Below are 26,028 nucleotides of genomic sequence, written 5' to 3' on the forward strand. Positions count from 1 at the left end.
TTTTGATGGGCGGAGAGGGTGCTTGGGGTCCGAAGCGTCGACGGTTATCCCCCGGCTCGGTACAATGGAGGAGAGGTGAGCCCCATGATGATCCGCGACCCGATCCACGGCGATATTCATCTCAGTTCTTGGGCCACCCGGGTGATCGACACCCGGGCATTTCAACGATTGCGGGGGATCCGGCAACTGGGAACGGCCTACCTCGTGTACCCCGGATGTCACCACACCCGATTCGAGCACTCCCTTGGCACTTATTGGGTGGCGAAACAGATCATGAATCACCTTCGGGCGGCCGGTTCACCCGAACTCACCCAAGGGGATGCGGGACAACTGGAAGGGGTGGCTTTGGCGGCTTTGCTTCATGATGTGACCCACGTCCCCTTTGGTCACACCCTGGAGGATGAGTGGCGCCTGTTTCCTCGCCACGACACCGGTGCCCGGCTTCGCCACGTGTTCTCTGAAGAGATCGGCGAACTGTTGGACCGGATGGGTTTGCTGTCTTTTGTCCACAGGCTTCTGGATCCCCGCGAACCTTTTGAATGGCCGTGGGCGAGAGAGATCGTATCCGGGACGGTGGATGCGGACCTGTTCGATTACGTGCGCCGGGACGCGCGATTTGCCGGCCTTCGAATGGATTACGACGATCGGATCTTGTCCAATTTTATCATCACGGAGGGAAGGTTGGCCCTGAACTTGGTCAAAGGGGGCCGGGAACGGGCGGACGTGCGCTCTGAATTTTTCCATATGCTCCATATGCGGTATGTCCTCACAGAACGACTCTATTATCATCACGCGAAAATCGCTTCATCGGCCATGGTGGCCCGGATGGTGGAATGGGGGGCGGAAGGAGAAGGGATCACCGAGGAGCAGCTTTTGGGGTGGGGGGATGTGGAACTGTTGGAAGCTCTTCGGCGCATGGGCGCGAAGGACGGCCGGATCGGCCGCATGTTGGATCGCTTGGCGCGCCGGGGCCTTTTTAAACGGGGCGTAGAAGTGTATCCCGGCGACCTCTCCCCGGAGCAGAGGGTTCGGTGGGTTCAGGGCCTCCGGGATCCGGACACCCGCCGAAGACTGGAACGGTGGATCGCCCGGCGCTTGGGCTGTGGGGAAGACGAGGTGATTCTTTACTGCCAGGCGGAGACCTTCATGAAAGAGGTCAATGCCCGATGTCTGACGGCAAGCGGGGTGAAACCTTTGGGCGAGGCGGGGGTGAGCACCGAATTGGAGGTGCGCCTCTTGGAACAAAAATATCGGGATCTGTGGCGTTTGTATGTGTTGGTTCCACCCGAATGGAGGGAGCGGTGCCGGGAACACCGGGAGCCCATTGTGAAGGCGCTGGACGAGGCCGCCGAGGTGCCTTCCGGGAAATTAGGATGACTTGGGCAGGGTGGCTTGATAATCGTACACCATTCTCGACACGGTGGAAAGAACCTGGGCGGCGGTGTCCTGGTCGATGTCCCGGCTGAAGAGGCTGATCACGTACGGGCGCCCGGGCAGGAAGACGATCCCCACGTCGTGCCATTGATCGGTCCAGTTGCCGATTTTGTGCGCCACCGGGACGTTCGCGGGCAGCTTGGCCGGGATTCGATCGTTAAAATCCGTGTGTTCCAGGTCGTCGATCAAGGGCGCCGCCACAGTGGGATGTTTCTTGGCGAATTCAAATAATTTCACCGCATACAGGGCCATGTCGTCAGGAGTTGTCACGTTGTCGCCATCCACCACCTGTTTGCCGCCCAATTGGCGCATAAAGGCTTTGACGTTGTCGACCCCCAGGTCGTCCAGGAGAATATTCGTGGCCACGTTGTCACTCGCCACGATCGAGGCTTGGGACAGTTGTCGGATCGTGTACTCCGTTCCCACGGGGGTGGAGGCAATCCACCCTGTGCCATCTTCGTAATCGGACGCCTCATAGATGAGTTTGGTGTTGGGATCGACTTTACCTTGGGCGATCAACGTGTAAAGATAGAGATTCATAGGAAGCTTAAAGGTGCTGGCCGCGAAAAAAACGCGATTTCCGTCGATGTCGAGCTTCGCCCCCGAGTCCAGATCCACTACGACGACGCCATAAGCTCCGGGCTGTGACGTTACGTATCCGCTGATCGCCTGTTTCAGTGCTGTATAATCCGGCGGGGGAAGGTGGGCCGATGCGTCAGTTCCCCCAGCCCAGGTGGCGATGGCCCGCCCCAACTCCCATCCTGTCCACCCGAGAACCAAGGCGAGAACCGCGAGGGTCAACCGGCGGCGGCGGCGCCGTTTTCGCCGCGCCGCGGCTTTTTTTTGCTGGGTGAACCGGGATGGTCGCCCGGGATTGTACGGGGTGTACATGCAGCGGCCTCCTCACAGGTGTTCTTTTTGCGCTGAACTGGTATCATTGTAGCATGGAAAACAGACAGAGAGACAAGGAGGTGTGCTCCTCCGAGACGGTGAATTCCTTTTATTTGACGTACACGCTTATGGATGGATCGGTGGGCGCGGCCCGTTTTGAGACCGAAGAAGACCGGGATGGTTGCCACATTTCCCTCGATCTGTACCGGGTGAATCTCGGGCCGGTGGATGATGGCGTTTTTGCCAGGATGGTGCTTCGGCATCGGGGTCGCGTGTTGAAAAATGGCGAGGATAGGGGGCCGGACGGAGCCGATGGAGCGCGGTGACGGAAGGCGGTCGAATAAACCCGCGGGTGGAGGATGGATGTCTCATGATAAGCCAAGTTCGGGTTCTTCCGCCGGGCGCCGGGGATCTCGCCGCAGGCGCCCTCCGGGGCACGGGCGGGGGCGCCTTCCCGGAGAAGGGCCGAGGACCGGTGAACGGCACCATCGCCGTCCGGCGACCCTCCGCACGTCAGAGGATCTGGGCGGAGAGCTTCCCGGGGCGCTGGACCTTGTGTTTGGAACGGCGGTGGGGGAGTTCCAAGTCGGGCAAAAAGTGAAATACCTCGGGCATGTGCGGCGTCATCGTTATCGGGTGGGGATTGTGGAGCAGGTTTTCGGCAACGGGGAATACTTGATCAATATCCAGCACGAATTGATCTGGACCTACGGTTCATACCTTGAACCCACAGATGAGCCGGTTTTTTACAAGTAGCGCCGTTCAAAGCCCTGGAGGCGACCCGGTGGGCACAGTGTTTCCCGGGATTTCGGGGAGACGAAAAAATCGCCCAGACGGGCAGATGGATAGGAGGGTGTGTGGTGACCGAAGAACTGCGAATGTCGCTGGACCAGATCCGCCACGAGATGCCGGCGGCAAAGCGGTGGATTTACATGAATACGGGGACCACCGGTCCCCTCCCGGAGCGGGTAATGCGCGCCGTGGAGAAACAGACGGCGGCGGAAGTGGATCGGGGTCGGATCGATCCAGATCTCCACCAGCGTGTCTCGGAGCTGAAAGAAACCCTTCGCCGGGCCTGGGCAGAATTGACAGGAGCAACGACCGCCTCCATTGCCTTGACCCAGAACACCACAGAGGGGATCGGGCTGGCCTTGGCGGGGCTCGATTGGCAGGCGGGTGACGAAGTGGTCACTACAAACCTCGAGCACTCCGGCGTCATCATGCCCCTTTATCTCCTCGCTTCTCGCAAAGGGGTCGAGATCCGGTTCATCGACCTCGGGATCGGCGAGAAGAACATGATTGCGGCGCTGGAAGAGGCGGTGACCGCGAGGACTCGAATGATCGTTTTTTCCCATGTCTCCTATCAAACCGGGGCCGTGTTGCCAATGGAGCACGTGGCTTCCTGGGCAAGGGAGCGGGGGTTGTGGACACTGGTGGATGGTGCCCAGGGCGTCGGTGCTCTCCCCTTGAATCTCAAACAAACGGGCGTGGATTTTTACGCCATGCCGGGACAAAAATGGCTGTGCGGCCCGGAGGGATGCGGCGCCCTGTATATTGCCGAAGACCGGTTGGACCAAGTCCGGCCGACTTTGGTGGGATGGGCCGGACTCAAACAGATGGGACCTTGGCCCGAGGTGGTCCTTCATCAAGACGCGCGAAAATTCGAAGTGGCATCGTTCTCGGCGCCACTCTTTGCTGGAATGCTGGAGAGTCTGCGATTCGGCGAAGAGGTGGGGTGGCCGGGGATCTACCGCCGAACCCATCGATTGGCCGAGAGGTTTCGATCATTGCTCGGCGAAGTTCCCGGCGTTCAGGTGGTCACACCGGACAACCATGCGGGACTGGTGAGTTTTGAGGTGCGGGGGCGGAAGCCTGAAGAAGTGCTGGAAGGACTGCGATCCCGAGGCATCCTGATGCGGACCATTCCCAGAACTCCGTGGGTGCGAGCCTCTTTAGGATTTTTCAATAGCGAAGAAGACGTGGATCGGGCGGTGGAGGGAGTGGCTGAACGGCCGTGAAGGGAGGGTGTCCCCTCCCCTCGCGTACCATGGCTGTCTTAGAAAGCCGCCGCGCTGGCTGCGGCACCACCGCCGACTCCGTAGCCGCCCCACCCGTCGCCGGGTGCGATGAGGAAGAACAACACAAAGATGATCAGGAACACCACGGCCCAGCGGGTCGCGGGACCGAACACACCCCAGTACATACGTCGTTCACCTCCTTATCTGGTGCTATAAAGATGCAGCAATGCGCCAAGAATTGTGGACGCCTCACCCAGGGCCGGGAAAATGTGCGATGGCTCGTTCAATGGTCGGCATGAGGAGTGGTAGGGGAGGGCATACTTTTTCCAAAGATTTGCCGAAATGGCCGCGGGGAGGGATTTGCGATGGGATTTGCAATCGTGGGGGATTGGGATACGGCGGAAGACCGCTTTCTCGAGGCGCTCCAGGAGGAGATGCGCCGGAGAGGGATGGTGCAGGCGGATCAGGCAGAAGCTCGGGAATCGACGGTGGTCTTTCACGTGTTGGAGCCCGGCCGGATAATCCCCTATCGGCGGCGTTCGCAAAGTGTGTACGTGGTGTCGGTGGTCTTTCTCGACCAGTGGCCCGACAATCTCCTTCATTTCGGTTATCCGATGCTCATTCGATCCCTTGGGAATCTCCTGCTCATGACCGATCGGGATCCCTCGGCTTGCCGGGCGGCGTTCGTGACGCTGGAGCAAGGCTCTTATGTGGTGGAAGGGGACGGCGGGTTTGATCGGTGGATTGCGAAGGTGGTGGATCGGCTGTGGCCGCTGGCCACGTCGCGGTTGGTGATCAACAATCGATTTGAACCGGATCTTCCCGAGTTCCTGTGGGAAGGCGATGCCGTATCCAAGCGGTTGTGCGAAGCGGGCCGGCGGCTGGATGAATGGGACTTGTTGCCTGCGCCTTTTCCGATGGAGCAATTGTTATCGCCCCGGGACATGCGCCATATCCACCATTTGTTCGGTATCGGGGGACTCAGCTACGGCAATCTCAGCGCACGCTGCCCGAGCGGCGGTTTCTGGATGAGTGCCAGCGGTGTCAATAAAGGAGCGATGACCACCGTGGGCGAGCACGTGCTTTTGGTGAAAGATTACGATGAGACGCACAACGAGATGGTCCTGTCCGTTCCTCCCCACATTCAGCCCCGCCGGGTATCTGTGGACGCCATTGAGCATTGGATGATCTACCGCGACCATCCCCAGGTTGGTGCCATTGTCCACGTCCACGCGTGGATGGACGGTGTGAAGGCCACCCAGGTGAATTACCCCTGCGGAACGATTCAGTTGGCCAGGGAAGTGGCGGGACTCGTCCGGGAAGCGCCCCGGCCCGAACGGGCGGTGATTGGCCTCAAGAATCACGGCCTGACAATTACGGGCACGGATTTGGACGATATTTTTGCGCGGATCGACGGGAAGATTCTCCGCCATGTCCCGATGGTTTGAGACGGGGTGACAGCCGATGACATCCGATATGCGTCTCCCCGAAGAACCGCCCCGCCTCCCCGGATGGGGCGGGGGATCGTCTTCGTGTATCATCTGTGGTCGGCCCGTGTCCGATGGCGTCCTCTTATGCGAAAATGAGGCGTGTATGAAGCGATTTGCCGATGTGTTTCTCACCGGTATGACGACCGCGCGGAGGGGGGATCAAAGTGGGATTCTATGACGGCCGATGTGTGGCGATCGTCGGCGCCTCCCGGGGGATCGGCCAGGCCATCGCGACTCGGTTATCCGGGGAAGGCGCCGAGGTGATCTTGTTTGCGCGGAACCGGGATGGGTTGCTGAGGGTGGCCGAAACGTTGCCGGGAAAGGCACACGCTTTTGCTGTCGATGTGACCTCCGCGGCGGCGGCATCGGCCATGGCCGAGGCTGTGGAACAAAGCCTCGGGCGATTGGATGCTCTGATTTATTCAGCGGGGGTTCTGCCCTTGGCCCCCGTATCCGCAATGTTGACGGAAGAGTTCGAACGGACCATGAATGTGAATTTCTGGGGGGCCGTTCGGACCGTCCAGGGCTTGGTCCCGATCCTCGGTAGAGGGGGGATGAAATCCATTGTCCTGTTGTCGTCTCTCTCCACCCATTTTCCCTTACCCTTTTTCGCGGCCTATTGCAGCAGCAAAATGGCCCTTCGGGGGTTTGCCGCCTCTCTGCGCCAAGAGCTGGCTCCGCAAGGATTTCATGTGGGGCTCGTCTCTCCCGGGCCGGTGGATACGGCGATGGTGAAGGGAAAGCTCCACACCCCTTTATACCGGGTTCCCCGGTGGATGCCGCTTTTGCGCCCGGAGGATGTCAGCCGGGCGGTGGACCGGGTTTTGCGCCGTCGACGGGCGGAGGCAATCGTCCCCGGGTGGCTGGCGCCCCTCGCTTGGTTGGGGTTGGCGCGCCCCAGCCTGGTGATGGGCAGTTACCGGTTCGCTGTGCCGGGATGGGAGCAGGCGGTGCGGGAGGGGATGAACCGGGTCATTCCCGGCGAAGAGAGCCCCGAGTCTCGGGGCTTTAATCAAAATCATTCGTAAGTTAAAGGAAATTGATCTAGTCCAACTTGGCAGGCTATGGTATAGTTGTGTGTGCCACGGTTTCTACAAATGTGGACAATGCAATGGGGTGGGAGGGGTGTCAGTGAGCGGGAACCGGATAGGAGGCCGGCCGCAGCCGGACCGAACACGAACAGAGAATCCCACTGGTTCCTTGGGGTGGAAGATCCGCGAAGCGAGGCGGGCCCGGGGGCTGACCCAACAATCGTTGGCGGAAGGTATCGTGACAGTGAGCATGGTCAGTCAGATTGAATCGGACAAGGCCATGCCTTCGTATCGGGTGTTAAGGGCATTGGCCGAACGTCTGGCGCTGCCTCTGGAACATTTTCTTTCTGATGTCGCCCAGCAGACGCGGCAGAATGCGCTGTACAAGTTGGCCAAAGGGAAGGTGGAGGCGGGAATGGCCCAAGAGGCGGCGCCGATCCTTCAAGACCTTTTGCAACAAGAACCGCTGTATGTCCCCGCGTGGAAATTGCAGGTAGATTTAGCGGAATGTTATGTGCGGACAGAACAATGGGAACAAGCGGAAGAACTGTTGGAAAAACTGGTCGAGGGGATTGACGGAGAGGCGGATCCGCACGTGATGGTGCAATGTTTAGATCGCCTGGCCCGGGCCCGGCTTCAGTTGCGCCGGGTCTCTTTGGCGATTTACCATTGGGAAAAGGCGTGTGAACGGATGGGGGAGGAGGCCGATCTTTACGGCACCCTCTTCTCGGAGGTCTATTATCACTTGGGGATGGCCTATGCCCGGGTGGGGCGGCTTGAAGATGTCGGTCGGGTGTTGGCCAAAGCTTTCGTTTCGATCCAGAAGGACCCGGCTAAAGTCGGACAAGTGGCGCTTCAACTGGCCGAGGTGCTGCATGCCATGGGGGAGGATCAGAAAGCGTGCCAGTACGCGGAACGGGCGATGAGGTTGTTTGAAGACGCCCGCCAACGAAAGTTGTATCTGGACATCAAAGCACGTTACGCCCGGTATTACGGTTACCTCGGGAAGGTCGCGGACTCGATGTTTATGTTGCGGGAGTGCGCGGAGGAATACCGCAACGCCGGGCATCGGGATGAATGGGTGGAGACCCTGGAACAGATCGCGCTGTTGTCGCTTCAGAGCGGCCGGACGGAGGAAGCCAAGAGTACATGTAGGCAGGCTTTGGAGTGTGCAGAGCCCGACAGCGGACAAGAAGCGCGGATTCGCCATCTTTTGTCCCGGATTTTGCAGGAGGTCGGAGATCTTGAAGGAACAGTCGTGGAGTTGGAAAAGGCGGTGGCGATTTGGCAAGCCTTGGGTGATGAAGAGCGGCTGTCAGAAGCCTACCCGGACCTGGTGGAACTTTATCGCAAACGGGGGGATTATGTCCGGGCTGAGGCGGCGTTGCGGCACGGCCTGACCACGATCCGACATTATCGCCAGTTATTCTTGGAAATGGGGTGATGGGATCCGGGGATGATGCCGGGTGTGGCCCGGCCGTCGGCTGTACAAAGATCGGCCCCATTGATAGAATAAGAACAGTTTGGAACACGGCGAGCCGATCGGCGGCTTTGGTCGCGGCCAAGAAGGAGTGAAAGTTGTGCGAAGCGATATGATTAAACGCGGTGTGGATAAAGCTCCGCATCGCAGCCTCTTGAAGGCCACGGGGGTCCGGGATGAAGATTTTGGAAAGCCTTTTATCGGCATTTGTAATTCCTTTGTCGAGATCATTCCCGGCCACGTGCATTTGCAGGAGTTTGGCCGATTGATTAAGGAAGCGGTCCGGGAAGCGGGCGGGGTGCCCTTTGAATTCAACACCATCGGCGTGGACGACGGAATTGCCATGGGTCACATCGGGATGCGCTTTTCCTTGCCCAGCCGGGAGTTGATTGCTGACTCGGTGGAAACGATGGCCATGGCCCATTGGTTCGACGGCCTAATTTGCATCCCGAATTGCGATAAGATTACGCCGGGCATGTTAATGGCGGCAATGCGGGTGAATATCCCGACGATTTTTATCAGCGGAGGGCCCATGGCGGCCGGGCGCACGCCGTCGGGCAAGATCGTGGATCTCATCTCCGTGTTTGAAGGGGTGGGGGCGTACCAATCGGGTCAGATTTCGATGGACGAACTGAAGGAGCTCGAAGACTATGGATGCCCCAGCTGTGGGTCTTGTTCGGGGATGTTTACGGCGAATTCCATGAACTGTTTGTCCGAGGCTCTCGGCATGGCCTTACCCGGGAACGGGTCTATCCTGGCGAACACGCCGGAGCGGGAAGAGTTGGCCCGGAAGGCTGCGATTCAGATTCTCGAACTTGTGCGCCGAGATCTAAAACCCCGGGATATCGTCACGATCGATTCCCTCGACAACGCCTTTGCGTTGGACATGGCCATGGGCGGGTCCACCAACACGGTGCTTCACACCTTGGCGATTGCAAAAGAGGCGGGGGTGGAGTACCCCCTTTCTCGAATCGACGAGATTTCCCGACGGACCCCCCACCTGTGTAAAGTGAGCCCCGCGTCCCATTGGCACATGGAAGATGTTCACCGGGCTGGGGGCATTTCTGCGATTCTGAAAGAGTTGAGCCGGATCGATGGGTTGTTGCACCTGGATGCCATGACGGTGACCGGTCGGAGCCTGGGCGAGAACATTGCCGATGCGGAGATTCGAGATCCAGAAGTGATTCGGCCTATCGAAAACGCATACAGTCAAACCGGCGGTCTAGCCATTCTTTCCGGAAACTTGGCTCCGAATGGAGCGGTGATCAAAGCGGGCGCCGTGGACGAGTCGGTGAAACGGTTCGAGGGTCCGGCGGTGATTTTCGAATCTCAGGACGAAGCCTTCGAAGGGATCATGTCGGGCAAGATCCATGAGGGGGACGTGGTCGTCATCCGGTATGAAGGGCCCAAGGGGGGGCCGGGTATGCCGGAGATGTTGGCGCCGACGTCCGCCCTGGCCGGGATGGGGCTCGGAGCTAAAGTTGCCCTTATTACTGACGGGAGGTTTTCCGGAGGCTCGCGGGGCATCAGTGTGGGGCATATTTCTCCGGAAGCTGCGGAAGGCGGACCGATCGCCTTGCTTCAAGACGGCGATATGGTCGTGATTGACATCCCCGGACGCAAGCTCGAGGTGAAGTTGACTGACGAGGAATTGGCAGAGCGCCGGGCGAAGTGGCGGGCGCCAGAGCCGAAAGTGCGCACGGGGTATCTGGCCCGTTATGCGAAGCTCGTCACGTCGGCCAACACCGGGGCAGTCTTGAAAATCGACTGATTTTCGGCAAGGGGCGGAGGTGCAGAGCTGGCCGCCCCTTTTTTATTGGCCGGCTCAGGATCCGGCGGGGAAGGCGGGACTCGGGCTCGGCTGAGGGGGCGCTGGTTCGCCGGTCAAGTACAAGTGGACCGTTTCTCCCAGGACGACAGATTGAACATGAATGACCCACACCCGGCCGTCCACGAGAATCGTTCGCCCCTCCAATAGGCCGATGATGAGGTCGGGGTGGTCGTTGAGGGTGGCAAGACTTTTCCCAACCAAAGTTTTGGCGTGGTCCTTAGCGAAGCGAAGGATCGCGATTTCCGCAAAATGATCGTTTGTTTGAACTTGAACCTCGATGGTGCGGATTTCCGGTTCTCTGGACTGTTGGTGAAGTTTCGTCCGCAAACCGTTAAGTTCCTCGGTGAGTCGGTCGACCTGGAGGCGGTGCTGCTCGATGGTGTAATGCAACTCATCCATTTCCCGGGCGGTGATGGCCATCCAGCCCGCGGCGCCGATGATGAGACCGAGAAGAAAAATGGCGACCGCGCGAACTGGATTCACGGTTTGATTCCCGTTGCCGCCCGAAGTACGAGGTAGGCGGCCTGGCTGCCCAAGAAAGCAGCCATGAGATAGGTGAATTGTTTGGCCACCGGGGACAGGTGACCACCGAGCACCCCGGTCTCGATGACCCGAAGTGTATCCATGGTCCCGCCCAGGGCACTGACGAGGCCCCAAATCTTAAGATGATCCGCCAACCGCATCATGGTGCTCCCGGGTGGCAAGTGCACCAAGACAGCGGCCATGCCTCCAATGAGCGACCCGCCCAGTACGATCCCAAACGCGACAAAAAAGTCGAGTACCACTGTGCTCGTAAAACGGTCCATGTGATGTCCCCCCTCCTCGTCCATAGCTATGGCCGGCAGAGGTAGGATATGCTCCAAAGACTAGGATTCCTCCATGTGAAACTCGATCAAATCCTCCCCTCCCGCTGTCGTAGAATGAACCGGACGTGAAGGAATTGTATCGAAAGGCCTACAAAAGCTAACGAAAAACCATTGATCCCTACATACAGGTGTAAAAAATAGGTCTTTTGAGCCAAATGTTTTTCTGGGCTTGTCGAACAATTCCGGGTTTATTCGGGGGTTTTAGTCCAAACGTCTCATGTAGGATAAAGATGGATTCCGTTACAATTCGGTTACAGGATTTGTCGGATTTCGTCGGAGATCCTCGGAAATCAAGGGATCTTGTCGGGAGCGAGTTCGACATCCCCGATCACCAAAAGACGGGGAGGGACGCAGCTGGAATATCCTTGACAACCGGATACAGATACATACCGAGAGCGCGTAGTCGCTGGCAAGACGGCGGCGGTTGAAATGAAAAGAAAAACCATTCGCCCAGGACGGACTGAAACAAAGAAGGGTGGGAAAAGGTCCGTTTGCCGCTTTGTGGGTACGGGGTGATCAAAGCGGTGTAAAAGAGATGAAACCGGGCAGAGCCGGTTGCAATGGGGTGGGGAAGCAAGATGGATGAACTAACGGCTCTCGCGTGTCGGGCCAAGTCCGAAGCGGATGCGTTTTCGGAATTGGTTCAGCGTCTCAATCCGCTTTTGGGAGGCTTGGCTCAAAGATATTGGATCCCGTATGAAACCGACGACGAAGTGGCTCAGGTGTTGCGGATCGAGTTGTGGAATGCCGTTCGCTCTTTCCGCAGCGGCCATGTTCCGTTTTTGCCCTTTGCCAAGATGTTTGTGGAAAACCGCATGAAGACGATGATGAAGCGAAGGGTTTACGGGGCCAAGTACTTGTTTATGAATCAGATGAAGCGGGTGGACGAGCAAGGTCCTGCCAACGATCGGGGAGAACCTCTACCCGGGACCACGCCGGCGGTGGAAGAGGACGTTGTGCACGAGCTCGTGCTAAAAGCGGCCCGGGAACGTCTGTATGAGTTGCTGGAACAATTGCTGACGGATCTGGAACGGGAGTGTTTCGTCCGGCGGTACATTTACGAGCAATCTTACCGGGAGATCTCCGAAGAGTTGGAACTGGTCAGTGTGAAAGCGGTGGACAACGCCATCGCCCGGGTGAAGAAAAAGATGATGAACCACCCGGCGGTGGTGGAGCTGTGGAACAGTGTAGCCGGTTGAAGGACTTCATATTCGCATGTCATTGATGAGTAAGCGTCTTGACGCCTAGCAAGGGCCACCTTTTCAGGTGGCCCTTGCTAATGTGCGGCACCTTCTAAGGGTGGCGCCTTCGTAATACGGGTTAGAGGTCGAGTCTTGTAGAGCGCGAGGGCCTACAGAGACTTGGACGGGTATTGCACGATGTAGACGGGCACATCGCGCTTGACCCCGAACTGGAGGGCTTTGTTAACATCGGTCATATATATGTCGATTCTTCGCCCCCGTATGGCACCGCCCGTATCCTCGGCGACTCGATAGCCGATTCCTTCGATATACAGTTTTGTGCCGATAGGAATCACATTGGGATCAACAGCCACCGTCCTTCCGGGGGTGGCTGGACGCCCACTGGCCGTGACGCCGTAGCCCGGATCACCGGGGGATTTCCCCGTGGATTCCGGCCCCGAAGTGTAGGCGGTTAGGGTACAATAGAACACGGCCAGCGGTGCGGCCGGCTTACCTTCCTGGGCAGTTGCCGGCTCTGAAGAGGTGGGCGCGGCCGCTGTCGGAGCAGCCCCGTCCGGGATCACTAACATTTGTCCACTTTGCAACAGTCTCGGGTCGACGATGCCATTGGCCGCTTGCAGGGCCTGCGGCGAGATGCCGTAATGTTTGGCGATGCGATAGATTGTTTCGCCCGGTTTTACGAGATACTGGTGGTGGGTTTGGTTCGTCATCCCGTCGCCGCCCCGGGACGCCAGGGCACCCCCTGTACCGTCTTCCGCCGCGGCCGTCCAAGGGGCCAGATTCCGGGTGGAATCGAAGACGGCGAAGGGGTTGTCGATCCAGAAGGCTCCGGCATGGGAGGCCTGGGTTAAGGCCATCAGCAAGAACACCCCGGCCGGCGCCCGATAGCGAGTCATCGGGAATCTCTCACCTCTCAAGTGTAACAGATGGTTCTATCCTGGCCAGAGATGAGAAATTTTAAACGTACCTGGCAACTCGCCGATTCAAAAAAGTTGTCGGAGCAGCGACCAGACGCTGAATGTGGTATAAACGTATTTAGAAAGGGGAATCGGCAGTGGCAACTCAAACCCAGGGCGCAAAAGAGGATCTGCGACATATCCTGCAGCGCATTGACGGTCGGGGGTATCCGGCTTATCGAGATCTAGAGGGTACATACCGTTTCGGTACTTTTCAGTTGGTGATCGAACACGTCCAGTCGGACCCCTTCGCTCCTCCGTCCCGCTTCCGGGTGGAGATGGGGTTGGATAGGACGGGGATCCCCGGGGAGCTGTATGCCGATCCGGTGAGGCGAACGGCCATGGAGGATTTTATTCTGAGGACGGCCCATCAGCGGTTGAAGGGGTGGCGACAGCGGCGGGGTAGTGGCAAGAGTGGGCTCATTGAAATTACGGAGCCAAGCCAAGTCGTGATCCCGCGAAGTGCCGTGGAGATTGGGCACAGCCGGTTGACCGTGCGTTTTGTGGTTGGACTCCCGGCCCGGGGACGGACGGTGCTCGGCCGACAGGCTGAAGAAATGATTCTCGAAGACATCCCCGCATGGGTCGAGGAAAGTTTTCTCTGGAAATCGATGGATCAAAACAATGCCCGGGATCACGTCGCTTTGGCGGTGGATCAAGCGGCGCTCAGGAGATGGATGGCGGAGGAAAAGGTGATCGCCTTTGTTGCAGATGGGGCGATCCTCCCCCGGGAAAGCGGCCAAAGTGACAAACCCATGGGCCGGGGTGCGGTTCCCTTTCGGTCGCCGGAATCGCTGCGCCGGGAGGTTCGACTGCCGAGTGGCCGTTCGGTGACAGGGCTGGCCATTCTCCAGGGGATCACGCTGATTTGCGGGGGCGGGTATCACGGCAAAAGCACCCTGCTCCGGGCGCTGGAACAAGGGGTGTACAATCATATTGCCGGTGACGGACGGGAATGGGTGTTGACAGATCCCACCGCCGTGAAGATTCGGGCTGAAGACGGCCGGTGGGTCCGGGGGGTCGATATCAGTCCCTTTATCAACGACCTTCCCTATGGAAAGTCCACAGATCAGTTTACCACCGAGTCGGCCAGCGGAGCCACGTCCCAGGCCGCCAACATTATGGAGGCCGTGGAGATCGGCGCCACCACCCTCTTGATCGATGAAGACACCAGTGCGACGAACTTCATGATTCGAGATGCGCGGATGCAGGCGCTGGTTGCGAAAGAGCATGAACCGATCACCCCGTTTATCGACCGGGTGCGGCAGCTGTTCGATGAGTGGGGGATCTCCACGGTGTTGGTGGTGGGCGGGGCCGGGGATTACCTGGACGTTGCGGACGCGGTGATCGCCATGGAGAGCTATATCCCAAAGGACGTCACCGCGGAAGCCCGGCGGGTGGTGGAACAGTTCCCTTCAGGGCGGAAGGCGGAAGCGGTGGGTCCACTTCCCGCAAAACCTGTGCGCAAGGTGCGGGAGTTGGGCAGGCGGCCGAAACCCGGGGACAAGTGGAAAGTCGAAGCGAAGGACGAGCACTTGATTCTTTATGGACGGGAGCGGGTGCTTCTACAGGCGGTGGAACAATTGGTGGAAATCGGGCAGACCCGGGCCATTGCCGCCTGCTTGCGAATCCTCACCGAGCGCGCGGATGGGCGCAGCTCCTTGGCCGAATTGGTGCGGCAACTTTTGGTCGAAATGGACCAGAAAGGGTTCGCTGCACTGGCCGGGTCCCGGGGCTGTCCAGGCAATCTCGCCATGCCGCGTCCGCATGAGGTGGCGGCGGCGGTGAATCGCCTTGAGGGGTTGAAAATTGTCTAAATCAGAGAAGGAGGGCGATGGTATGGCGGTCATCTCGACGCTCCGGGTGCGCTATTGTGAAACGGACGCCATGGGGCATGTTAACAATATCAGTTACATGATTTACTTGGAGCAGGGCAGAACCGACTTCATGAAGGAGATTCGCAAGAACCTGGGCCGGGAAGTCGCAATCGTCCTCGCGTCCATCCGGTGCGATTTTCGAGCTCCGAGTTATTTTGACGACGAGCTGCAGGTCCGGACGGAAGTGCAGCGGGTGGGCAAAACCAGCATCACCATGTCTCAAGCGATCCTCAGAGGGGATGAGTTGATCGCCCAGGGGGAGAGCGTGATCGTCCACGTGGACCCTGTGGCACAACGCCCGGCTCCCATCCCGGACGACCTTCGCCAGGTGTTGTTGGGACAAATGGCCGGGGAGGTCAGTTGTTCGTCATAGTCGGGGCTCGGGCCCTGTGGACGCCGGCCCGCCAGCCGGGGTGTCGACGGCTGAAGGTTCCGCAAGGGCCCTGGTGAGGCCGGTGGCCGCGGCCATGGGAAAGGGGCGCAGTCGATGGCGTGGTGGCAAAATCTCAATCAGTTGGAAAGCGCCTTCAAGTCCTGCCGTCGCTGCGGATTGCGGGGAGGGTGCAGCCAAGTGGTGGTCTCCCGGGGCACCCCGGGCCCCGTGGTCCTTGTGGGTGAAGCGCCCGGGGCGGACGAAGACGCGCAAGGATTTCCTTTTGTGGGGCGAGCAGGGCAGCTGCTGGACAGAATGCTGAAGGAAGCGGGCTTCGATCCCGCCCGTCTCTACATCACGAATGCTGTCAAGTGCCGGCCGCCGGGGAATCGAAAACCTGCACCTGAGGAAATGGTGGCGTGCCGCCCGTATCTGATGGCGCAGTTCGCAGTTTTGCAGCCTGAGATCGTGGTGACGATGGGGGCGACGGCCATCCAGGCAGTGTTGGGCCGTACGATTCCCGTGGGGCGAGCCTCCACCCGCTTTTATCATGCCCGGCACCGGGAGCGGGAGTTTCTGGTCGCCCCTTGCTATCACCCTTCCGCCATCCTGCGGGATCCGCGAAAGTACCCCGACGCGGTGGCCAGGTGGGTGGATATCCGAAAGCGGGTGGAGGCGGCAGGTCTCATCCTCTAACGGTTCAATCTTTTTTCAGAAGACGGAGCAATTGGAGGGTGAATTCCTCGGACAGCCGGACATGGAGGGTTCCGGCGCCCGTTTCCGTAATCCCTCCCGGGCGATGGATCCGCATGTTGGTGGCGACGATTTTCACTACGCCCGGGCTGTCCGCAGCCGGCACGCGGGTGTCTCCACTCCACTCCTCGGGGAATGCCGGAGGACTGCCTTGTTCCACGACGCCCAGAATGTCGTCAAAGGCGATGTGGTAGGCTTGACTTTCCTTTTGCAAAACGAACTCTTGGGTGGTCAATTGAAAACCGGTGTTGCGCCGAATCTCTGTGCGCCGCAGCTCCCCGCGCAGCGCCTTGACACGCCAGAGTTTTTTCAACCCCTTGCCCCCTTTTATCGCGGTTCCCGAATGAACCCCAAACTTTGACCCACGCGTACGGGATCCCCGGTTTTCAGATGGGACTGCCATTCGACTCGTCCCCGTTCAAACAGCAAAACCACCGTCGACCCAAAGGCAAAATATCCGATCTCCTCGCCTTTACCGATCGTGGGCATGTGGGAGACCTCCCACTTTTGCGGGACTTTGCGATCGGATGTACGCTGGATTTCCTCGGGCAGATACGTTAACCGCACACTTCCGACGATGAAAGATCCAATTTCCACCAGGTACATGGTGCCCGCCGCCGTGGAGAAGGTCGTTACCCAGCGTTCATTTCGGGCGAACAGCCGGCGTACCCCCCGGGCGCCGAGGCGATTGACCGGGAAAAGCGTTCCGGGTATGTGAGCGGCCTGAAGCGGCTTTCCCCTCAGCGGGAGGTGAATGCGGTGGTAATCGGCGGGACTGAGATACAGGGTGATCCAAGTCCCCTCCTCCAGTTCATCCGGAAAATGGCCGCCGAGCAAGTCGGCCACTGGATAGGCGTGACCTTTTGCCTGGATGAACGTCCCGTCGTGGATGACCCCCACCGCCTCCACCACGCCGTCCACGGGTGAAGTGACCGTTGTGTCACTCGGGTCGACGGGACGGGTGCCGGGCTGCAGACGCCGGGTAAAGAGCTCGAACAGGGATCGATAGTCCCCCGGGGGAAGGATGGCATCGGTCAGGTCCAGGGAATACCTGCGGATATACCAAGGGATGAGCAGCCGGCTCACCCGGTGTTCAAGCAGCCGCCCCGCCGCCCGGGTTAAACTTCGTTTGGGTATCAGGGCCAGGAGCGCCCCGATCAGGGAAAATCGACTTTCCAAGAAAACGCCTTCTTCCAAGGCAAGATGTCCTGGTCTGACAGGATCATACGCGAAGTTGTCCGTCTTGGCAAGGCGGGGTGCCGGGGAACTCTCCGACTCAGACACGTCCAGGCGCCGAGTTATTGGATCAGGTGACACCCCCTTGGTCGAGCAGAGCACCGACCGCCGAAGGTGAAAACCGCCCGGGGTACTGACGAGTACCGCACCCCGGGCAACAAGTTCATCAAATATTGGTCGTTTAGGGATTTGGCTCTTCCGAATGAGGACGTGGGCTTTGAATCAACTCGGCGTGTACCAGGTACCGGTCGGGTGCGAAGCCAAAGTAAAAAAAAGGATAACAGGTCTGCAAGGTCATGGTTTGCCCACGATGAGATGATTGAAGCACACTCACGTCCGTTTCCGGGACAATGGTTGTGGAAGTGACCTTGTACACAAAATCTCCGTACAATGTGTGAAATACGATGGTATCCCCGATTTTGATTCCCCGCAGTGATGCGAAGACCGTATCCCGGTGGCCGGCGACGTAGACATTGCCAAGCTGCCCGGGAAGGGCACTGGACGTCCAGTGCCCAGCCCCTCGTTCAAGTTGGTCAGGGTCGGTGCCTTGTACCACTGGGACGCGCATATGGAGAGAAGGGATTTCAAGATCGCCGATTTTTGTTCCCGGTTTCGGGTTCACCGGCCACAGTTTCGCCTTTTCGTGCTGAGGCGGAGAGTAGGTCGGGAGGGACGATCGGCCGATTCCCAAAAGTTGATGCGTGTACCGCCATCCAAAGTAAACGATCATTGCCGTCCCCGTGGCCAACCAGACACCGATGCCGATTCGAATGAGGAGGCTAAAGGCGTTTCGAAGCCGGTGGCGGGAAACCACCGATTTCGTTATCGCCACGATTGTAACAACCTCCGCATGGGTCGGATGATTAAAATGCCCGAAATCAGCATGAGAAGTCCAGCAAGAATATATAAGGGTTCATTACTGCCAGTATTGGGCAAAACCGTTGGCGTCGGTTGAGTAACGAGATGGCTGCTCTCACCGCCAGGCTCCCTGGTTGTGCCGGACGTTTGGGGTGGGTTGGCGTTGCCTTCTTGACTCACAGGGGTGGCAGTGGTGCTTCCCGATGTACCGCCCGAAGGGCCCGTGTTTTCCACGGATCCACCTGACGGGCTCCCGATAGGCTGTGTGACGGTACCACCACCGGGGTTGGTTTCTCCTCCGCCGGAGCCGCCACCACCGGGGTTGGTTTCTCCTCCGCCGGAACCGCCACCGCCGGGGTTGGTCTCTCCTCCGCCGGAGCCGCCACCGCCGGGGTTGGTTTCTCCTCCGCCGGAGCCGCCACCGCCGGGGTTGGTCTCTCCACCGCCGGAACCGCCGCCACCACCGGGGTTGGTCTCTCCTCCGCCGGAGCCGCCACCGCCGGGGTTGGTCTCTCCACCGCCGGAACCGCCGCCACCGCCGGGGTTGGTCTCTCCACCGCCGGAACCGCCGCCACCACCGGGGTTGGTCTCTCCTCCGCCGGAGCCGCCGCCACCGGGGTTGGTCTCTCCACCGCCGGAACCGCCACCGCAAGGGCCGGCACTACAACCGCCAGGAAGGGTGATGCTCCCGGCCCCGCTGCTATTCACCACATCTGCCACATGATTTAAGATTTGTCCCACCGATGGCCCGGTATCCGGGACTGAAAATGTGGTACTGGGTGACGGTGTCACTGCAGAGTCGCCCGAGGGTGCAGTGGTTCCACTGAGGGACGGAATCGATGTACCTACAGTTGTCTGCACATTTTGTAGCGGATTTCCGATCTTTTGGCTGATGTCATTCAGGGTGTTCATGGTAGAGCTGAGCGATGCGGTCACCGAAGCGGAAAGCTCTGTGTTACCGTCGGCCGCCGCGGCCGGAAAAGCGCCGGCCGACGAAAGAAGCAGAGCCGCAAAACCGGCGCTGAACAAGCATTTTTTCTTCATCGTCTCGTTTTCTCTCCTTCTGTCACCGGGCTGCTGTACCCGATAACCGGGCGAACCCGCATCTACCTCGGCATCTCCGGTAAGGTGACGTGAGTCTCCGATTGAACGGAGATGACCGCCCCTTGTCCCAGATCGACCGTTGTGCCGGCGGAAGCGGAATATTGCCCAGGTCCGACTTCCTGCAATTGTTGTTGTTGATTCCACGAGGCCACCGGGGTCTGAACCGTGATAGAGACTCCCCCTTGGGGAGGGGCGGGCGGATTCGGTGAACTTAGGGTCAGCCACGGGAGAAAGAAGGGAATCATCGACCAAATCGGATTCATCAGTTAACCTCCTCGCTTTGACCTCCGGTAGATCGAAGGGGCATAGCCGGGTGCCCCGTAAGGGCCGAGGCCGGAACCGAAATCCCGGCCTCGAACGTCAGCCGTGGTTATTTCAACAAACCGCCGAGCAAGCCTCCTAAACCGTTGGTCAGCGATTGAACCGTCGAAGCCAAGCCATAACCTCCGCTGGTGGAAGCGCTGGCCGATAGGCCGTTCGGCCCGCTCAGGGCGGCTGTCGTGTTATATGTACCCCCCAGTATGCCCCCCAACAATCCCGTGAGGCCATCTTGTTTCGCTCCGTACGTCGATCCCGCCTGGATGCTGACACCTTGAGATGGGATGGTGGCGGTCACCAGACTACCGGAAGAAATGTTGGTGCTTCCCACGAGGTTGTTGACAGCCCCGAGTACATCCCCCAGACCGCCGTCAGCTGCGAACGCCGGAGCGGCCGCTCCTCCCACCGTCAATAAGGTTGAGAGCGCCGCGCTGAGCATCCATTTGTTTTTCATCTTCATGAACCCCTTTCGCAATTTCTTCAGGAGACATTGTTTGACCAGGACGGGCGGATCCTTCGATTTTCCTGCGGGAGCCTGTCACTGGCCGCCGCCCAGGGCGCTTCCCAGACCGCTTAAGAGATTCCCCAGCGCCTGGGTAGAAGAAGCCAGTCCCCAACTGCCGCTCGCCGACGTACTGGCCGAGTAGCCGGCATAAGAAGCCGAAGCCGAAGTGCCCGCTGTCCCTCCGAGAATCCCCCCGCTGACAAGCCCCGTCAAGCCAGGTTGATTGACAGAGTTGACGGCTTTGGCAGTTACCACCGCGTCTCCAACTTGCACACACACTGCGCTCTGGGCGTCGACATTTGAACTGCCCAAGAGACTTCCTATAGCACCGAGCAAATTTCCCAGTCCGCTGGTGGGAGCCGGGGCAGGAGTGCTGTCTGCCGCAAAAACGGGCACTACACTCCCGAGGCTGAGGGCGGCAGACAGTCCCAACGACAACATCCACTTGCGCATTCCTACACAACTCCTTTCATGGTTGAGTTCGGCGCCGATTATACTGGTTTCAGCCCTTGCCAAAAATAGTGAATTGGACTTATTTGCTCGACAAAATTCGACAACACTTACAAAAAGTTGGTGATTATATCACATACTATTATGGCGCCGAAGAAAAATTTCCCAGTTACATCAAGGACTATTGCTCTTCCTAGTAATAGGAGGACAGTAAAAAATTCTCGAAACGGACACATATTAGTCATAAAAAATGGTTCGTTAGACCTATTAAATGTCGAAAAAAATTTTCGCGGGTTGATTGATTTGGTCTTAAAGAATCATTTCGGAACATCGGATAAGAAAACTTTTCTTTGGATCCCCGGACTGTCTGACCCTGTCGGCTCCTGTTGATTCAGGCATTGGGTCTATGAAGTCGAATGACAGAGAAATTCGATTAAAATGAGAGCCCAGTGGACCGTTTGCCGCTCTTTCGCCACTCAGCGGGTTGGAAGTCCGGTTGGAGATGTTGATACAATCAGGAGGAAATCAAAGGGAAACTTGGTTTAAAGTCCAAGAGAAAAAAGAGACGGGAGGAGAGGTTGCGTGCGAGGTTGGCAATGGGTGATGGGTGCGGGGGTGTTGGGTATAGGCGTTGTGTTGTGCCCATGGCCAACTAGCCCAGGCAACCCGCAAACCGTGGGAGAGATGATATCACTGCTTGTAACCAGACAACGACCGGACGTCTCTACGGCGGCATCCGCCAAATCCCCTGCGGTTCTTGCTGCTGCAGTTCCGGTGTTTCAGTCGGGTGCTCCGTGGGCTCCGTTTTCGCCTGGGCAGCCCAGTTGGCTGATTGGCCGCGGTGCGGATGGCGTCCAAGGCGAGAATGCGTCTGGCCTGGCCGGTGGCCTTGGGGCCCTCGGGTGGCTGGGCCGCCCGGAAGGGGGCACAAGTTCGGTGATGTTTATTGGAACTTTGCGAACATTTGGATATTCTGGTTCGGATTTTGTATACAATCCACGCTTGGAGTTTCGGGGCACAGCGGCTCCGTCTCTCAGTGCGTCCAAGGGGACCCCGGCGTCACTGCCAGCGGAAAGCGGGGCCTCTGGGGAGAATGCACGTTCTGGGGATGCAGGTGGGCCAGCTTATCACGCAACCACGAACCCCTGGCCTTTTCCGAGGAGTTCCGGCGGGTCTCATCGCAGCAGCGTTCCAGCACCACCCGCGCCACCTCGGCCATCCGTTCCCGAGCAACCCAAACCGGCCCAACCGCCTGTACCGACAGTTCCGGATGGGAATGTCAACCCGCCGAAATCTGTTCCGATTTCGGAGCCGCCGACGGTGATAAATCCTCCTGTTGCTGTGATTACTCCGCCGGTCCTACCCGGACTGCCGGCTTTGCCCAAGCTGCCGGTTTTACCTGATCTGCCGACTTTACCGGGTATTCCTGAAATTGGCAAGCCAGAGTCCGGTGGCAAAACTGGGCCCGGCGTGCCGCGCCTCGAACCGGGGGCGTTGATCGATTCATTGTTCGGCCAAGTGTTCGGTGCTCTTGTTCCCGAAAAGAATGCCGAACTTTTCCCGATGCTTCCGTTCGATTCGACGACCCAAAGTCCAGCGGGCGTTCCCGGGCAAAAGGCGGAGACGCCTATCCCCGGCGGGTTACTTTCCCGGCCCGAACAGTTCCAGGTGCCCGCTCCGGGAGACGGTGCGAATCGTTCTCCGGTAAGTCCCGTCGGAGATGTTCGGCAGTGGACGAAAGAAATTCTTACGGGTCTGTCTAATGGTTTCGGTAAAAATTCCGGCCTCGTCCAACAACCGGGTCCCAGTGGACAGGCGAAAAACGGGGTTCAAGGGGCTGATGCAGGGCAGTCCTATGATCGGCAGGCTGCCCCTTCTATCGACAGAACTTCTCCCCCGGGACAGGGGTACGAATCAGCGATAAAAGGGTTTGCAGTTCCGGTTGCTTCTGCGCAACAGCAAAAGTCCTCTTGGCGCGATTCGTGGTTGGGCACCTTCGATATGCCAAAGAATGTGATCAATCCTGACGCTTCCGCATCCAAAGTTTCCGGGGACAAGCCCCAATCTCCCTGGGGTCCCCCTTCATTGTTTGGTTCGGGTCGGGAGTGGATGGGTCGCGCGGAAGCACGTAGAGACCAGGGGAATGGTTCGAGTGAACCCTCTCAAAATCCCGCGTCCTGGGGCACCGCAGGTTCGTGGAGATCTGCGAGTTCCGTTGCCCAGGCCCCAGGGGCTTCCGTGGGGAACACTTCCAAGGACAGAGTCGGGGTGTCGCCGGGGTACACTGGGCAAGTGCATTCCGAGAATCGATCCGCACCGGCGTCCGTCGGGGCAGATTCGAGTGCTGTCCGGGGGACATCTGGGGGTTCACCGGCGGCGAGCTCCAGTGCTTCACCTCAGAGCTCAGCGGATGCTCATCCATCTTCTGGAGGCACGTCAGCGTCCTCCTCGTCTTCCACAGCATCGGCCAGTTCGGCTTCTTCTCAATCCGGAGGCCTAGGCGGGACCATTAGCCATCTGCTAAGCAGTTTGGCGAAAAGCCTCTCCCTTCACTGATCTGCCCGAGGGGGAGGGGCGAAGTGAGTCGGGGTTGTGGTGCGCTCCGTTGCGCCGTGACATTCCGGTGACGACTTTGCGTCATTCCGCATGAAACCAGGTCTGTTTGTATATCCTGGCTTATGATTGCAGAAGGGAGGGGCGCAAAGTGAATGGGGGCGGGCAGAGCAAGCCGGGTCCCAGATCTGATAACCGGGATCCATCGGCAGTCGGAGAGAAGGAAGGCGACGCCCCGGAGGCGTTCTCGACAGAATCTCCCGATCAACAGCACGGTCCTTTTTGCGAATGCATTTATTGTCTGGGGACTTGACCGGGGATGGCCCGGCAGGTCCTTTTTTCATGGTATACTGGCAGTCGGGACCCCGGACAGGCCGAATCTCCGGGGAGTGATGAATAGAGTAAACTGACTTCCTGTGACCATGGCAAAGGTGTGGATCAATGTGCAAGTGGATCTCGGCGGCTTGCGAATCAGTTATGAGGATCGCGGGGAGGGATTCCCGGTGCTCCTCCTTCACGGGTGGGGTGGGCGGGCCGAGAGTTTCCGGCCGGTGACCGATCGACTGGCTCAGGCGTATCGGGTAGTCGTCCCCGACCTTCCAGGCTTTGGTGAGAGCGCTCCTCCCCCTTCAACTTGGGGAGTGAGGGATTATGCGAAGTTCGTGCTGGAATTTATGAAACATGTGGGTATTTCTAGAGCTCACGTGATCGGACATTCCTTTGGGGGGCGGATCGGCATTGTCCTGGCCGCCACCCACCCGGACCGAGTTGCCCGCATGGTGTTGGTGGACGCAGCGGGGATTCGCCCCCGCCGTTCCTGGAAGTACTATATTCGGGTGTACACATTTAAAACGTTGCGCGCTCTGTACCAACGTCTGCCCGGCAAGGACCGGGACAAACGGTTGGCGCAGTTGTACGCGCGGTTTGGCTCGAAAGATTATCGGGAGGCCGGCCCCATGCGGGCTGTGATGGTGAGGGTGATCAACGAGGACCTGCGGCCGTTTTTGCCCCGGATCCGAGCTTCAACCTTGTTGATATGGGGTGAAGAGGATCGGGATACCCCGGTGTGGATGGGCAAGGTCATGGAAAAGGAGATCCCCGATGCGGGACTCGTTGTGTTCCCGGGGGCCGGGCATTTTAGTTATCTCGATCGATTTGCGGACTTTTCCGTGATCGTGGAACGTTTTTTTAAAGGGTGATGGGTGTTGGGTATGGGATGGTGGGTCATCGCGGCAGTGCTTTCTCTTCCCGCGGTGGTCGGACGTGGAAAATACCTTCTTCACATGGCGCAGCTGGAAGGGTATCGGCCGGAGCGCTACTTGCGGTGGATGAAGCGAATGCCATCCGCGCTGTGGGAACGCTGGGCCGCCGCGGTGTGGGTGATCGGGTTATTGGTCGGGCTTCTGGTCCCAGGGGATGTTGTCGGCGGGATCGTCTGGGTCGCATTCGCCGCCGCCCTGTCGGCCCTCGCTCTGCGGGGCGTGCGGTTGCCGGCGAAAAAACCGCTGGTGTGGACGTCAAGGGCGAAGCGACTGTACGCGTGTTTTCTCGGGCTGAACTTGGTATTGGGGCTTATTTCCGCCATGGTCGGGCCGAGGTTTGGGTTGCCCGTTCTCGGGTTCATGTTGTGGACGGAACCTTTGTGGATGATGGTGGCGACCGGGCTGATGACTCCGGTGGAACGGCGCATCAACAACAGATTTCTTCGTGCCGCCCGGGAAAAACTCGCTCAGCGCCCGGATCTCATTATCGTGGGCATCACGGGAAGTTACGGGAAAACCAGCACAAAGTTTATTCTCGGCACGCTTTTGACCCAAAAATTCAACGTCCTGGTGACGCCGGACAGTTATAATACCCCGATGGGGGTTTGTCGGGTTGTCAACGAGCGCCTGAAACCGGAACATGAGGTTTTTGTGGTGGAGATGGGGGCTCGGCAGCCCGGAGATATCCGGGAGCTGGCCGATTTGGTTCACCCGAAAATCGGTGTCCTTACAGCCGTGGGACCGGTGCATCTTGAAACTTTCGGGTCTGTAGAAGCGGTGGCGAGAACAAAATATGAACTTATCAAAAGTTTGCCTCCCGACGGGCTGGCCGTGATGAATTACGACAATCCGTATTGTCGGGAGCTTGCTAAGGAGACGCGGCATGTCCAGGTGGAGGGATATGGTCTGGAGAGCCCGGGGGCACGGCTTGTCGTGTCCGATGTTCACGTCTCTGAAAAGGGCACGACTTTTGTGCTGGCGGACCGGGAAACCGGGGAATCTGCGTCCTGCCGGACAGATTTGCTCGGTCGCCACCAGGTGCTCAACATTCTCGGCGCGGTGACTGTCGCCAGGCATCTCGGCCTGTCCCTGCGCCAAATCGCGGCTGGGATCGGGCAGTTGCAACCGGTTCCTCACCGGCTGCAGTTAATCCGCTCAGGCGGGGTCTATGTGATTGATGACGCGTTCAATTCCAATCCCACAGGGACCGAGGTGGCCCTGGAAGTGCTCAGCGGCTTTTCCGGCCGCAAGGTCGTGGTCACCCCGGGGATGGTGGAACTTGGAGGGGAAGAAGAAAGGTACAACCGGGAATTCGGCCAGCGGATGGCCCAAGTCTGCGATCATGTCATTCTCGTCGGGCCGGAACGGACGAAACCCATCGCTGCGGGTCTTTTGGACGGCGGGCTTCCCCGGGACCGAGTGTCGGTGGTGACGAGCCTCGAAGAAGCGACGGCGGTGTTGCAGCAGTTGCTGCGGCCGGGGGATGCGGTGTTGTTTGAGAATGATTTGCCTGACAACTACAGCCGGTGACAGTCGGTGA

Annotated in this window: 27 protein-coding genes; 14 read left to right on the top strand and 13 right to left on the bottom strand. The window is 58.8% G+C overall.

Annotated features, from left to right (window positions below; translation table 11 throughout):
* Window positions 1-84 precede the first annotated feature (84 nt).
* Window positions 85-1,377: an HD domain-containing protein gene (locus BTUS_RS05100; RefSeq protein ID WP_013075042.1), complete on the top strand. Its 1,293-nt coding sequence runs from the start codon at window positions 85-87 to the stop codon at window positions 1,375-1,377.
* Here BTUS_RS05100 and BTUS_RS05105 read toward each other — a convergent pair.
* Window positions 1,369-2,325, bottom strand: coding sequence for a serine hydrolase (locus BTUS_RS05105; protein ID WP_013075043.1), 957 nt, complete (start codon window positions 2,323-2,325; stop codon window positions 1,369-1,371). The two genes, BTUS_RS05100 and BTUS_RS05105, sit on opposite strands and share 9 nt — an antisense overlap.
* 80 nt (window positions 2,326-2,405) lie before the next feature.
* Between BTUS_RS05105 and BTUS_RS05110 the strand changes: the two genes are divergently transcribed.
* The 3 genes from BTUS_RS05110 to BTUS_RS05120 all read left to right on the top strand — a co-directional run bounded on the left by BTUS_RS05110 (window position 2,406) and on the right by BTUS_RS05120 (window position 4,343).
* A complete protein-coding gene (locus BTUS_RS05110) occupies window positions 2,406-2,651 on the top strand; it encodes a hypothetical protein (RefSeq protein WP_013075044.1) in 246 nt (81 codons plus the stop codon).
* A gap of 37 nt (window positions 2,652-2,688) precedes the next feature.
* Window positions 2,689-3,081 (top strand): hypothetical protein, encoded by a 393-nt coding sequence (locus BTUS_RS05115; protein ID WP_013075045.1) that lies wholly within the window; start codon window positions 2,689-2,691, stop codon window positions 3,079-3,081.
* A gap of 104 nt (window positions 3,082-3,185) precedes the next feature.
* Window positions 3,186-4,343: an aminotransferase class V-fold PLP-dependent enzyme gene (locus BTUS_RS05120; RefSeq protein ID WP_013075046.1), complete on the top strand. Its 1,158-nt coding sequence runs from the start codon at window positions 3,186-3,188 to the stop codon at window positions 4,341-4,343.
* Between the two features lie 38 nt (window positions 4,344-4,381).
* Here BTUS_RS05120 and BTUS_RS18355 read toward each other — a convergent pair whose 3' ends face one another.
* A complete protein-coding gene (locus BTUS_RS18355) occupies window positions 4,382-4,528 on the bottom strand; it encodes a hypothetical protein (RefSeq protein WP_013075047.1) in 147 nt (48 codons plus the stop codon).
* 180 nt (window positions 4,529-4,708) lie between these two features.
* On the opposite strand from BTUS_RS18355, the gene BTUS_RS05125 reads away from it, so the two are divergent.
* From BTUS_RS05125 to ilvD, 4 genes are all read left to right on the top strand, one after another.
* Window positions 4,709-5,791 carry a class II aldolase/adducin family protein gene (locus BTUS_RS05125; protein ID WP_013075048.1) on the top strand — a complete coding sequence of 361 codons (1,083 nt, stop codon included), beginning with the start codon at window positions 4,709-4,711 and terminating at the stop codon, window positions 5,789-5,791.
* A 206-nt stretch (window positions 5,792-5,997) separates the two neighbouring features.
* Window positions 5,998-6,861: an SDR family NAD(P)-dependent oxidoreductase gene (locus BTUS_RS05130; protein ID WP_013075049.1), complete on the top strand. Its 864-nt coding sequence runs from the start codon at window positions 5,998-6,000 to the stop codon at window positions 6,859-6,861.
* Window positions 6,862-6,964: 103 nt separating this feature from the next.
* A complete protein-coding gene (locus BTUS_RS05135; RefSeq protein ID WP_013075050.1) occupies window positions 6,965-8,308 on the top strand; it encodes a helix-turn-helix domain-containing protein in 1,344 nt (447 codons plus the stop codon).
* A gap of 136 nt (window positions 8,309-8,444) precedes the next feature.
* Window positions 8,445-10,115, top strand: a complete 1,671-nt coding sequence (ilvD, locus tag BTUS_RS05140; RefSeq protein WP_013075051.1) for a dihydroxy-acid dehydratase — start codon at window positions 8,445-8,447, stop codon at window positions 10,113-10,115.
* A gap of 54 nt (window positions 10,116-10,169) precedes the next feature.
* On the opposite strand, the gene BTUS_RS05145 is transcribed toward ilvD, so the two are convergent.
* Both BTUS_RS05145 and BTUS_RS05150 read right to left on the bottom strand, forming a co-directional pair.
* Window positions 10,170-10,658: a hypothetical protein gene (locus tag BTUS_RS05145; RefSeq protein ID WP_013075052.1), complete on the bottom strand. Its 489-nt coding sequence runs from the start codon at window positions 10,656-10,658 to the stop codon at window positions 10,170-10,172.
* Complete coding sequence (locus tag BTUS_RS05150; RefSeq protein ID WP_013075053.1) at window positions 10,655-10,981, bottom strand: YtrH family sporulation protein; 327 nt, start codon at window positions 10,979-10,981, stop codon at window positions 10,655-10,657. Before BTUS_RS05150 ends, BTUS_RS05145 begins: the two co-directional genes overlap by 4 nt.
* 638 nt (window positions 10,982-11,619) lie before the next feature.
* Here BTUS_RS05150 and BTUS_RS16710 point away from each other — a divergent pair.
* A complete protein-coding gene (locus BTUS_RS16710) occupies window positions 11,620-12,240 on the top strand; it encodes a sigma-70 family RNA polymerase sigma factor (RefSeq protein WP_013075054.1) in 621 nt (206 codons plus the stop codon).
* Window positions 12,241-12,392: 152 nt separating this feature from the next.
* On the opposite strand, the gene BTUS_RS18360 is transcribed toward BTUS_RS16710, so the two are convergent.
* Window positions 12,393-13,139 (bottom strand): 3D domain-containing protein, encoded by a 747-nt coding sequence (locus BTUS_RS18360; RefSeq protein WP_013075055.1) that lies wholly within the window; start codon window positions 13,137-13,139, stop codon window positions 12,393-12,395.
* A 158-nt stretch (window positions 13,140-13,297) separates the two neighbouring features.
* On the opposite strand from BTUS_RS18360, the gene BTUS_RS05165 reads away from it, so the two are divergent.
* The 3 genes from BTUS_RS05165 to BTUS_RS05175 all read left to right on the top strand — a co-directional run bounded on the left by BTUS_RS05165 (window position 13,298) and on the right by BTUS_RS05175 (window position 16,145).
* Window positions 13,298-15,016, top strand: a complete 1,719-nt coding sequence (locus BTUS_RS05165; RefSeq protein WP_013075056.1) for an ABC-ATPase domain-containing protein — start codon at window positions 13,298-13,300, stop codon at window positions 15,014-15,016.
* A 22-nt stretch (window positions 15,017-15,038) separates the two neighbouring features.
* Window positions 15,039-15,449, top strand: coding sequence for an acyl-CoA thioesterase (locus tag BTUS_RS05170; protein WP_013075057.1), 411 nt, complete (start codon window positions 15,039-15,041; stop codon window positions 15,447-15,449).
* 114 nt (window positions 15,450-15,563) lie between these two features.
* A complete protein-coding gene (locus tag BTUS_RS05175) occupies window positions 15,564-16,145 on the top strand; it encodes a uracil-DNA glycosylase (RefSeq protein WP_013075058.1) in 582 nt (193 codons plus the stop codon).
* A 4-nt stretch (window positions 16,146-16,149) separates the two neighbouring features.
* On the opposite strand, the gene BTUS_RS05180 is transcribed toward BTUS_RS05175, so the two are convergent.
* The 8 genes from BTUS_RS05180 to BTUS_RS05210 form a co-directional block, all read right to left on the bottom strand.
* On the bottom strand, window positions 16,150-16,515 hold the full coding sequence (locus BTUS_RS05180; RefSeq protein ID WP_013075059.1) for a hypothetical protein: 366 nt from the start codon (window positions 16,513-16,515) through the stop codon (window positions 16,150-16,152).
* 14 nt (window positions 16,516-16,529) lie between these two features.
* Complete coding sequence (gene asd / locus BTUS_RS05185; protein ID WP_013075060.1) at window positions 16,530-17,381, bottom strand: archaetidylserine decarboxylase; 852 nt, start codon at window positions 17,379-17,381, stop codon at window positions 16,530-16,532.
* Between the two features lie 238 nt (window positions 17,382-17,619).
* Complete coding sequence (locus BTUS_RS05190; RefSeq protein WP_013075061.1) at window positions 17,620-18,270, bottom strand: class D sortase; 651 nt, start codon at window positions 18,268-18,270, stop codon at window positions 17,620-17,622.
* On the bottom strand, window positions 18,261-18,530 hold the full coding sequence (locus BTUS_RS19215; RefSeq protein WP_407635223.1) for an LPXTG cell wall anchor domain-containing protein: 270 nt from the start codon (window positions 18,528-18,530) through the stop codon (window positions 18,261-18,263). Before BTUS_RS19215 ends, BTUS_RS05190 begins: the two co-directional genes overlap by 10 nt.
* Entirely contained in the window at window positions 18,473-18,928 is a 456-nt protein-coding gene (locus tag BTUS_RS18370) for a hypothetical protein (RefSeq protein ID WP_169307942.1), read from the bottom strand. Before BTUS_RS18370 ends, BTUS_RS19215 begins: the two co-directional genes overlap by 58 nt.
* A gap of 474 nt (window positions 18,929-19,402) precedes the next feature.
* Window positions 19,403-19,663 carry a hypothetical protein gene (locus BTUS_RS05200; RefSeq protein ID WP_013075063.1) on the bottom strand — a complete coding sequence of 87 codons (261 nt, stop codon included), beginning with the start codon at window positions 19,661-19,663 and terminating at the stop codon, window positions 19,403-19,405.
* 107 nt (window positions 19,664-19,770) lie between these two features.
* Complete coding sequence (locus BTUS_RS05205; RefSeq protein WP_245543371.1) at window positions 19,771-20,172, bottom strand: hypothetical protein; 402 nt, start codon at window positions 20,170-20,172, stop codon at window positions 19,771-19,773.
* Between the two features lie 84 nt (window positions 20,173-20,256).
* On the bottom strand, window positions 20,257-20,676 hold the full coding sequence (locus BTUS_RS05210) for a hypothetical protein (RefSeq protein WP_013075065.1): 420 nt from the start codon (window positions 20,674-20,676) through the stop codon (window positions 20,257-20,259).
* A gap of 2,972 nt (window positions 20,677-23,648) precedes the next feature.
* On the opposite strand from BTUS_RS05210, the gene BTUS_RS05220 reads away from it, so the two are divergent.
* Window positions 23,649-24,425 carry an alpha/beta fold hydrolase gene (locus tag BTUS_RS05220; RefSeq protein ID WP_123809397.1) on the top strand — a complete coding sequence of 259 codons (777 nt, stop codon included), beginning with the start codon at window positions 23,649-23,651 and terminating at the stop codon, window positions 24,423-24,425.
* A 12-nt stretch (window positions 24,426-24,437) separates the two neighbouring features.
* The gene (locus BTUS_RS05225; protein ID WP_041305030.1) at window positions 24,438-26,018 is read left to right on the top strand and encodes a UDP-N-acetylmuramoyl-tripeptide--D-alanyl-D-alanine ligase; all 1,581 of its coding nucleotides are present in this window, start codon (window positions 24,438-24,440) and stop codon (window positions 26,016-26,018) included.
* The last annotated feature ends 10 nt before the right edge of the window (window positions 26,019-26,028 follow it).

The sequence above is a fragment of the Kyrpidia tusciae DSM 2912 genome (genome assembly GCF_000092905.1).
In the GTDB taxonomy this organism is placed as follows: domain Bacteria; phylum Bacillota; class Bacilli; order Kyrpidiales; family Kyrpidiaceae; genus Kyrpidia; species Kyrpidia tusciae.

Excerpts from the sequence above, each read along its gene's own strand:
- BTUS_RS05100 (WP_013075042.1), top strand. The coding sequence starts at position 85 with ATGATGATCCGCGACCCGATCCACGGCGATATTCATCTCAGTTCTTGG.
- BTUS_RS05105 (WP_013075043.1), bottom strand. The coding sequence starts at position 2,325 with ATGTACACCCCGTACAATCCCGGGCGACCATCCCGGTTCACCCAGCAA.
- BTUS_RS05115 (WP_013075045.1), top strand. The coding sequence starts at position 2,689 with ATGTCTCATGATAAGCCAAGTTCGGGTTCTTCCGCCGGGCGCCGGGGA.
- BTUS_RS18355 (WP_013075047.1), bottom strand. The coding sequence starts at position 4,528 with ATGTACTGGGGTGTGTTCGGTCCCGCGACCCGCTGGGCCGTGGTGTTC.
- BTUS_RS05125 (WP_013075048.1), top strand. The coding sequence starts at position 4,709 with ATGGGATTTGCAATCGTGGGGGATTGGGATACGGCGGAAGACCGCTTT.
- BTUS_RS05150 (WP_013075053.1), bottom strand. The coding sequence starts at position 10,981 with ATGGACCGTTTTACGAGCACAGTGGTACTCGACTTTTTTGTCGCGTTT.
- BTUS_RS16710 (WP_013075054.1), top strand. The coding sequence starts at position 11,620 with ATGGATGAACTAACGGCTCTCGCGTGTCGGGCCAAGTCCGAAGCGGAT.
- BTUS_RS18360 (WP_013075055.1), bottom strand. The coding sequence starts at position 13,139 with ATGACTCGCTATCGGGCGCCGGCCGGGGTGTTCTTGCTGATGGCCTTA.
- BTUS_RS05170 (WP_013075057.1), top strand. The coding sequence starts at position 15,039 with ATGGCGGTCATCTCGACGCTCCGGGTGCGCTATTGTGAAACGGACGCC.
- BTUS_RS05175 (WP_013075058.1), top strand. The coding sequence starts at position 15,564 with ATGGCGTGGTGGCAAAATCTCAATCAGTTGGAAAGCGCCTTCAAGTCC.
- BTUS_RS05200 (WP_013075063.1), bottom strand. The coding sequence starts at position 19,663 with ATGAATCCGATTTGGTCGATGATTCCCTTCTTTCTCCCGTGGCTGACC.
- BTUS_RS05205 (WP_245543371.1), bottom strand. The coding sequence starts at position 20,172 with ATGAAAAACAAATGGATGCTCAGCGCGGCGCTCTCAACCTTATTGACG.
- BTUS_RS05210 (WP_013075065.1), bottom strand. The coding sequence starts at position 20,676 with ATGCGCAAGTGGATGTTGTCGTTGGGACTGTCTGCCGCCCTCAGCCTC.
- BTUS_RS05220 (WP_123809397.1), top strand. The coding sequence starts at position 23,649 with ATGGCAAAGGTGTGGATCAATGTGCAAGTGGATCTCGGCGGCTTGCGA.
- BTUS_RS05225 (WP_041305030.1), top strand. The coding sequence starts at position 24,438 with ATGGGATGGTGGGTCATCGCGGCAGTGCTTTCTCTTCCCGCGGTGGTC.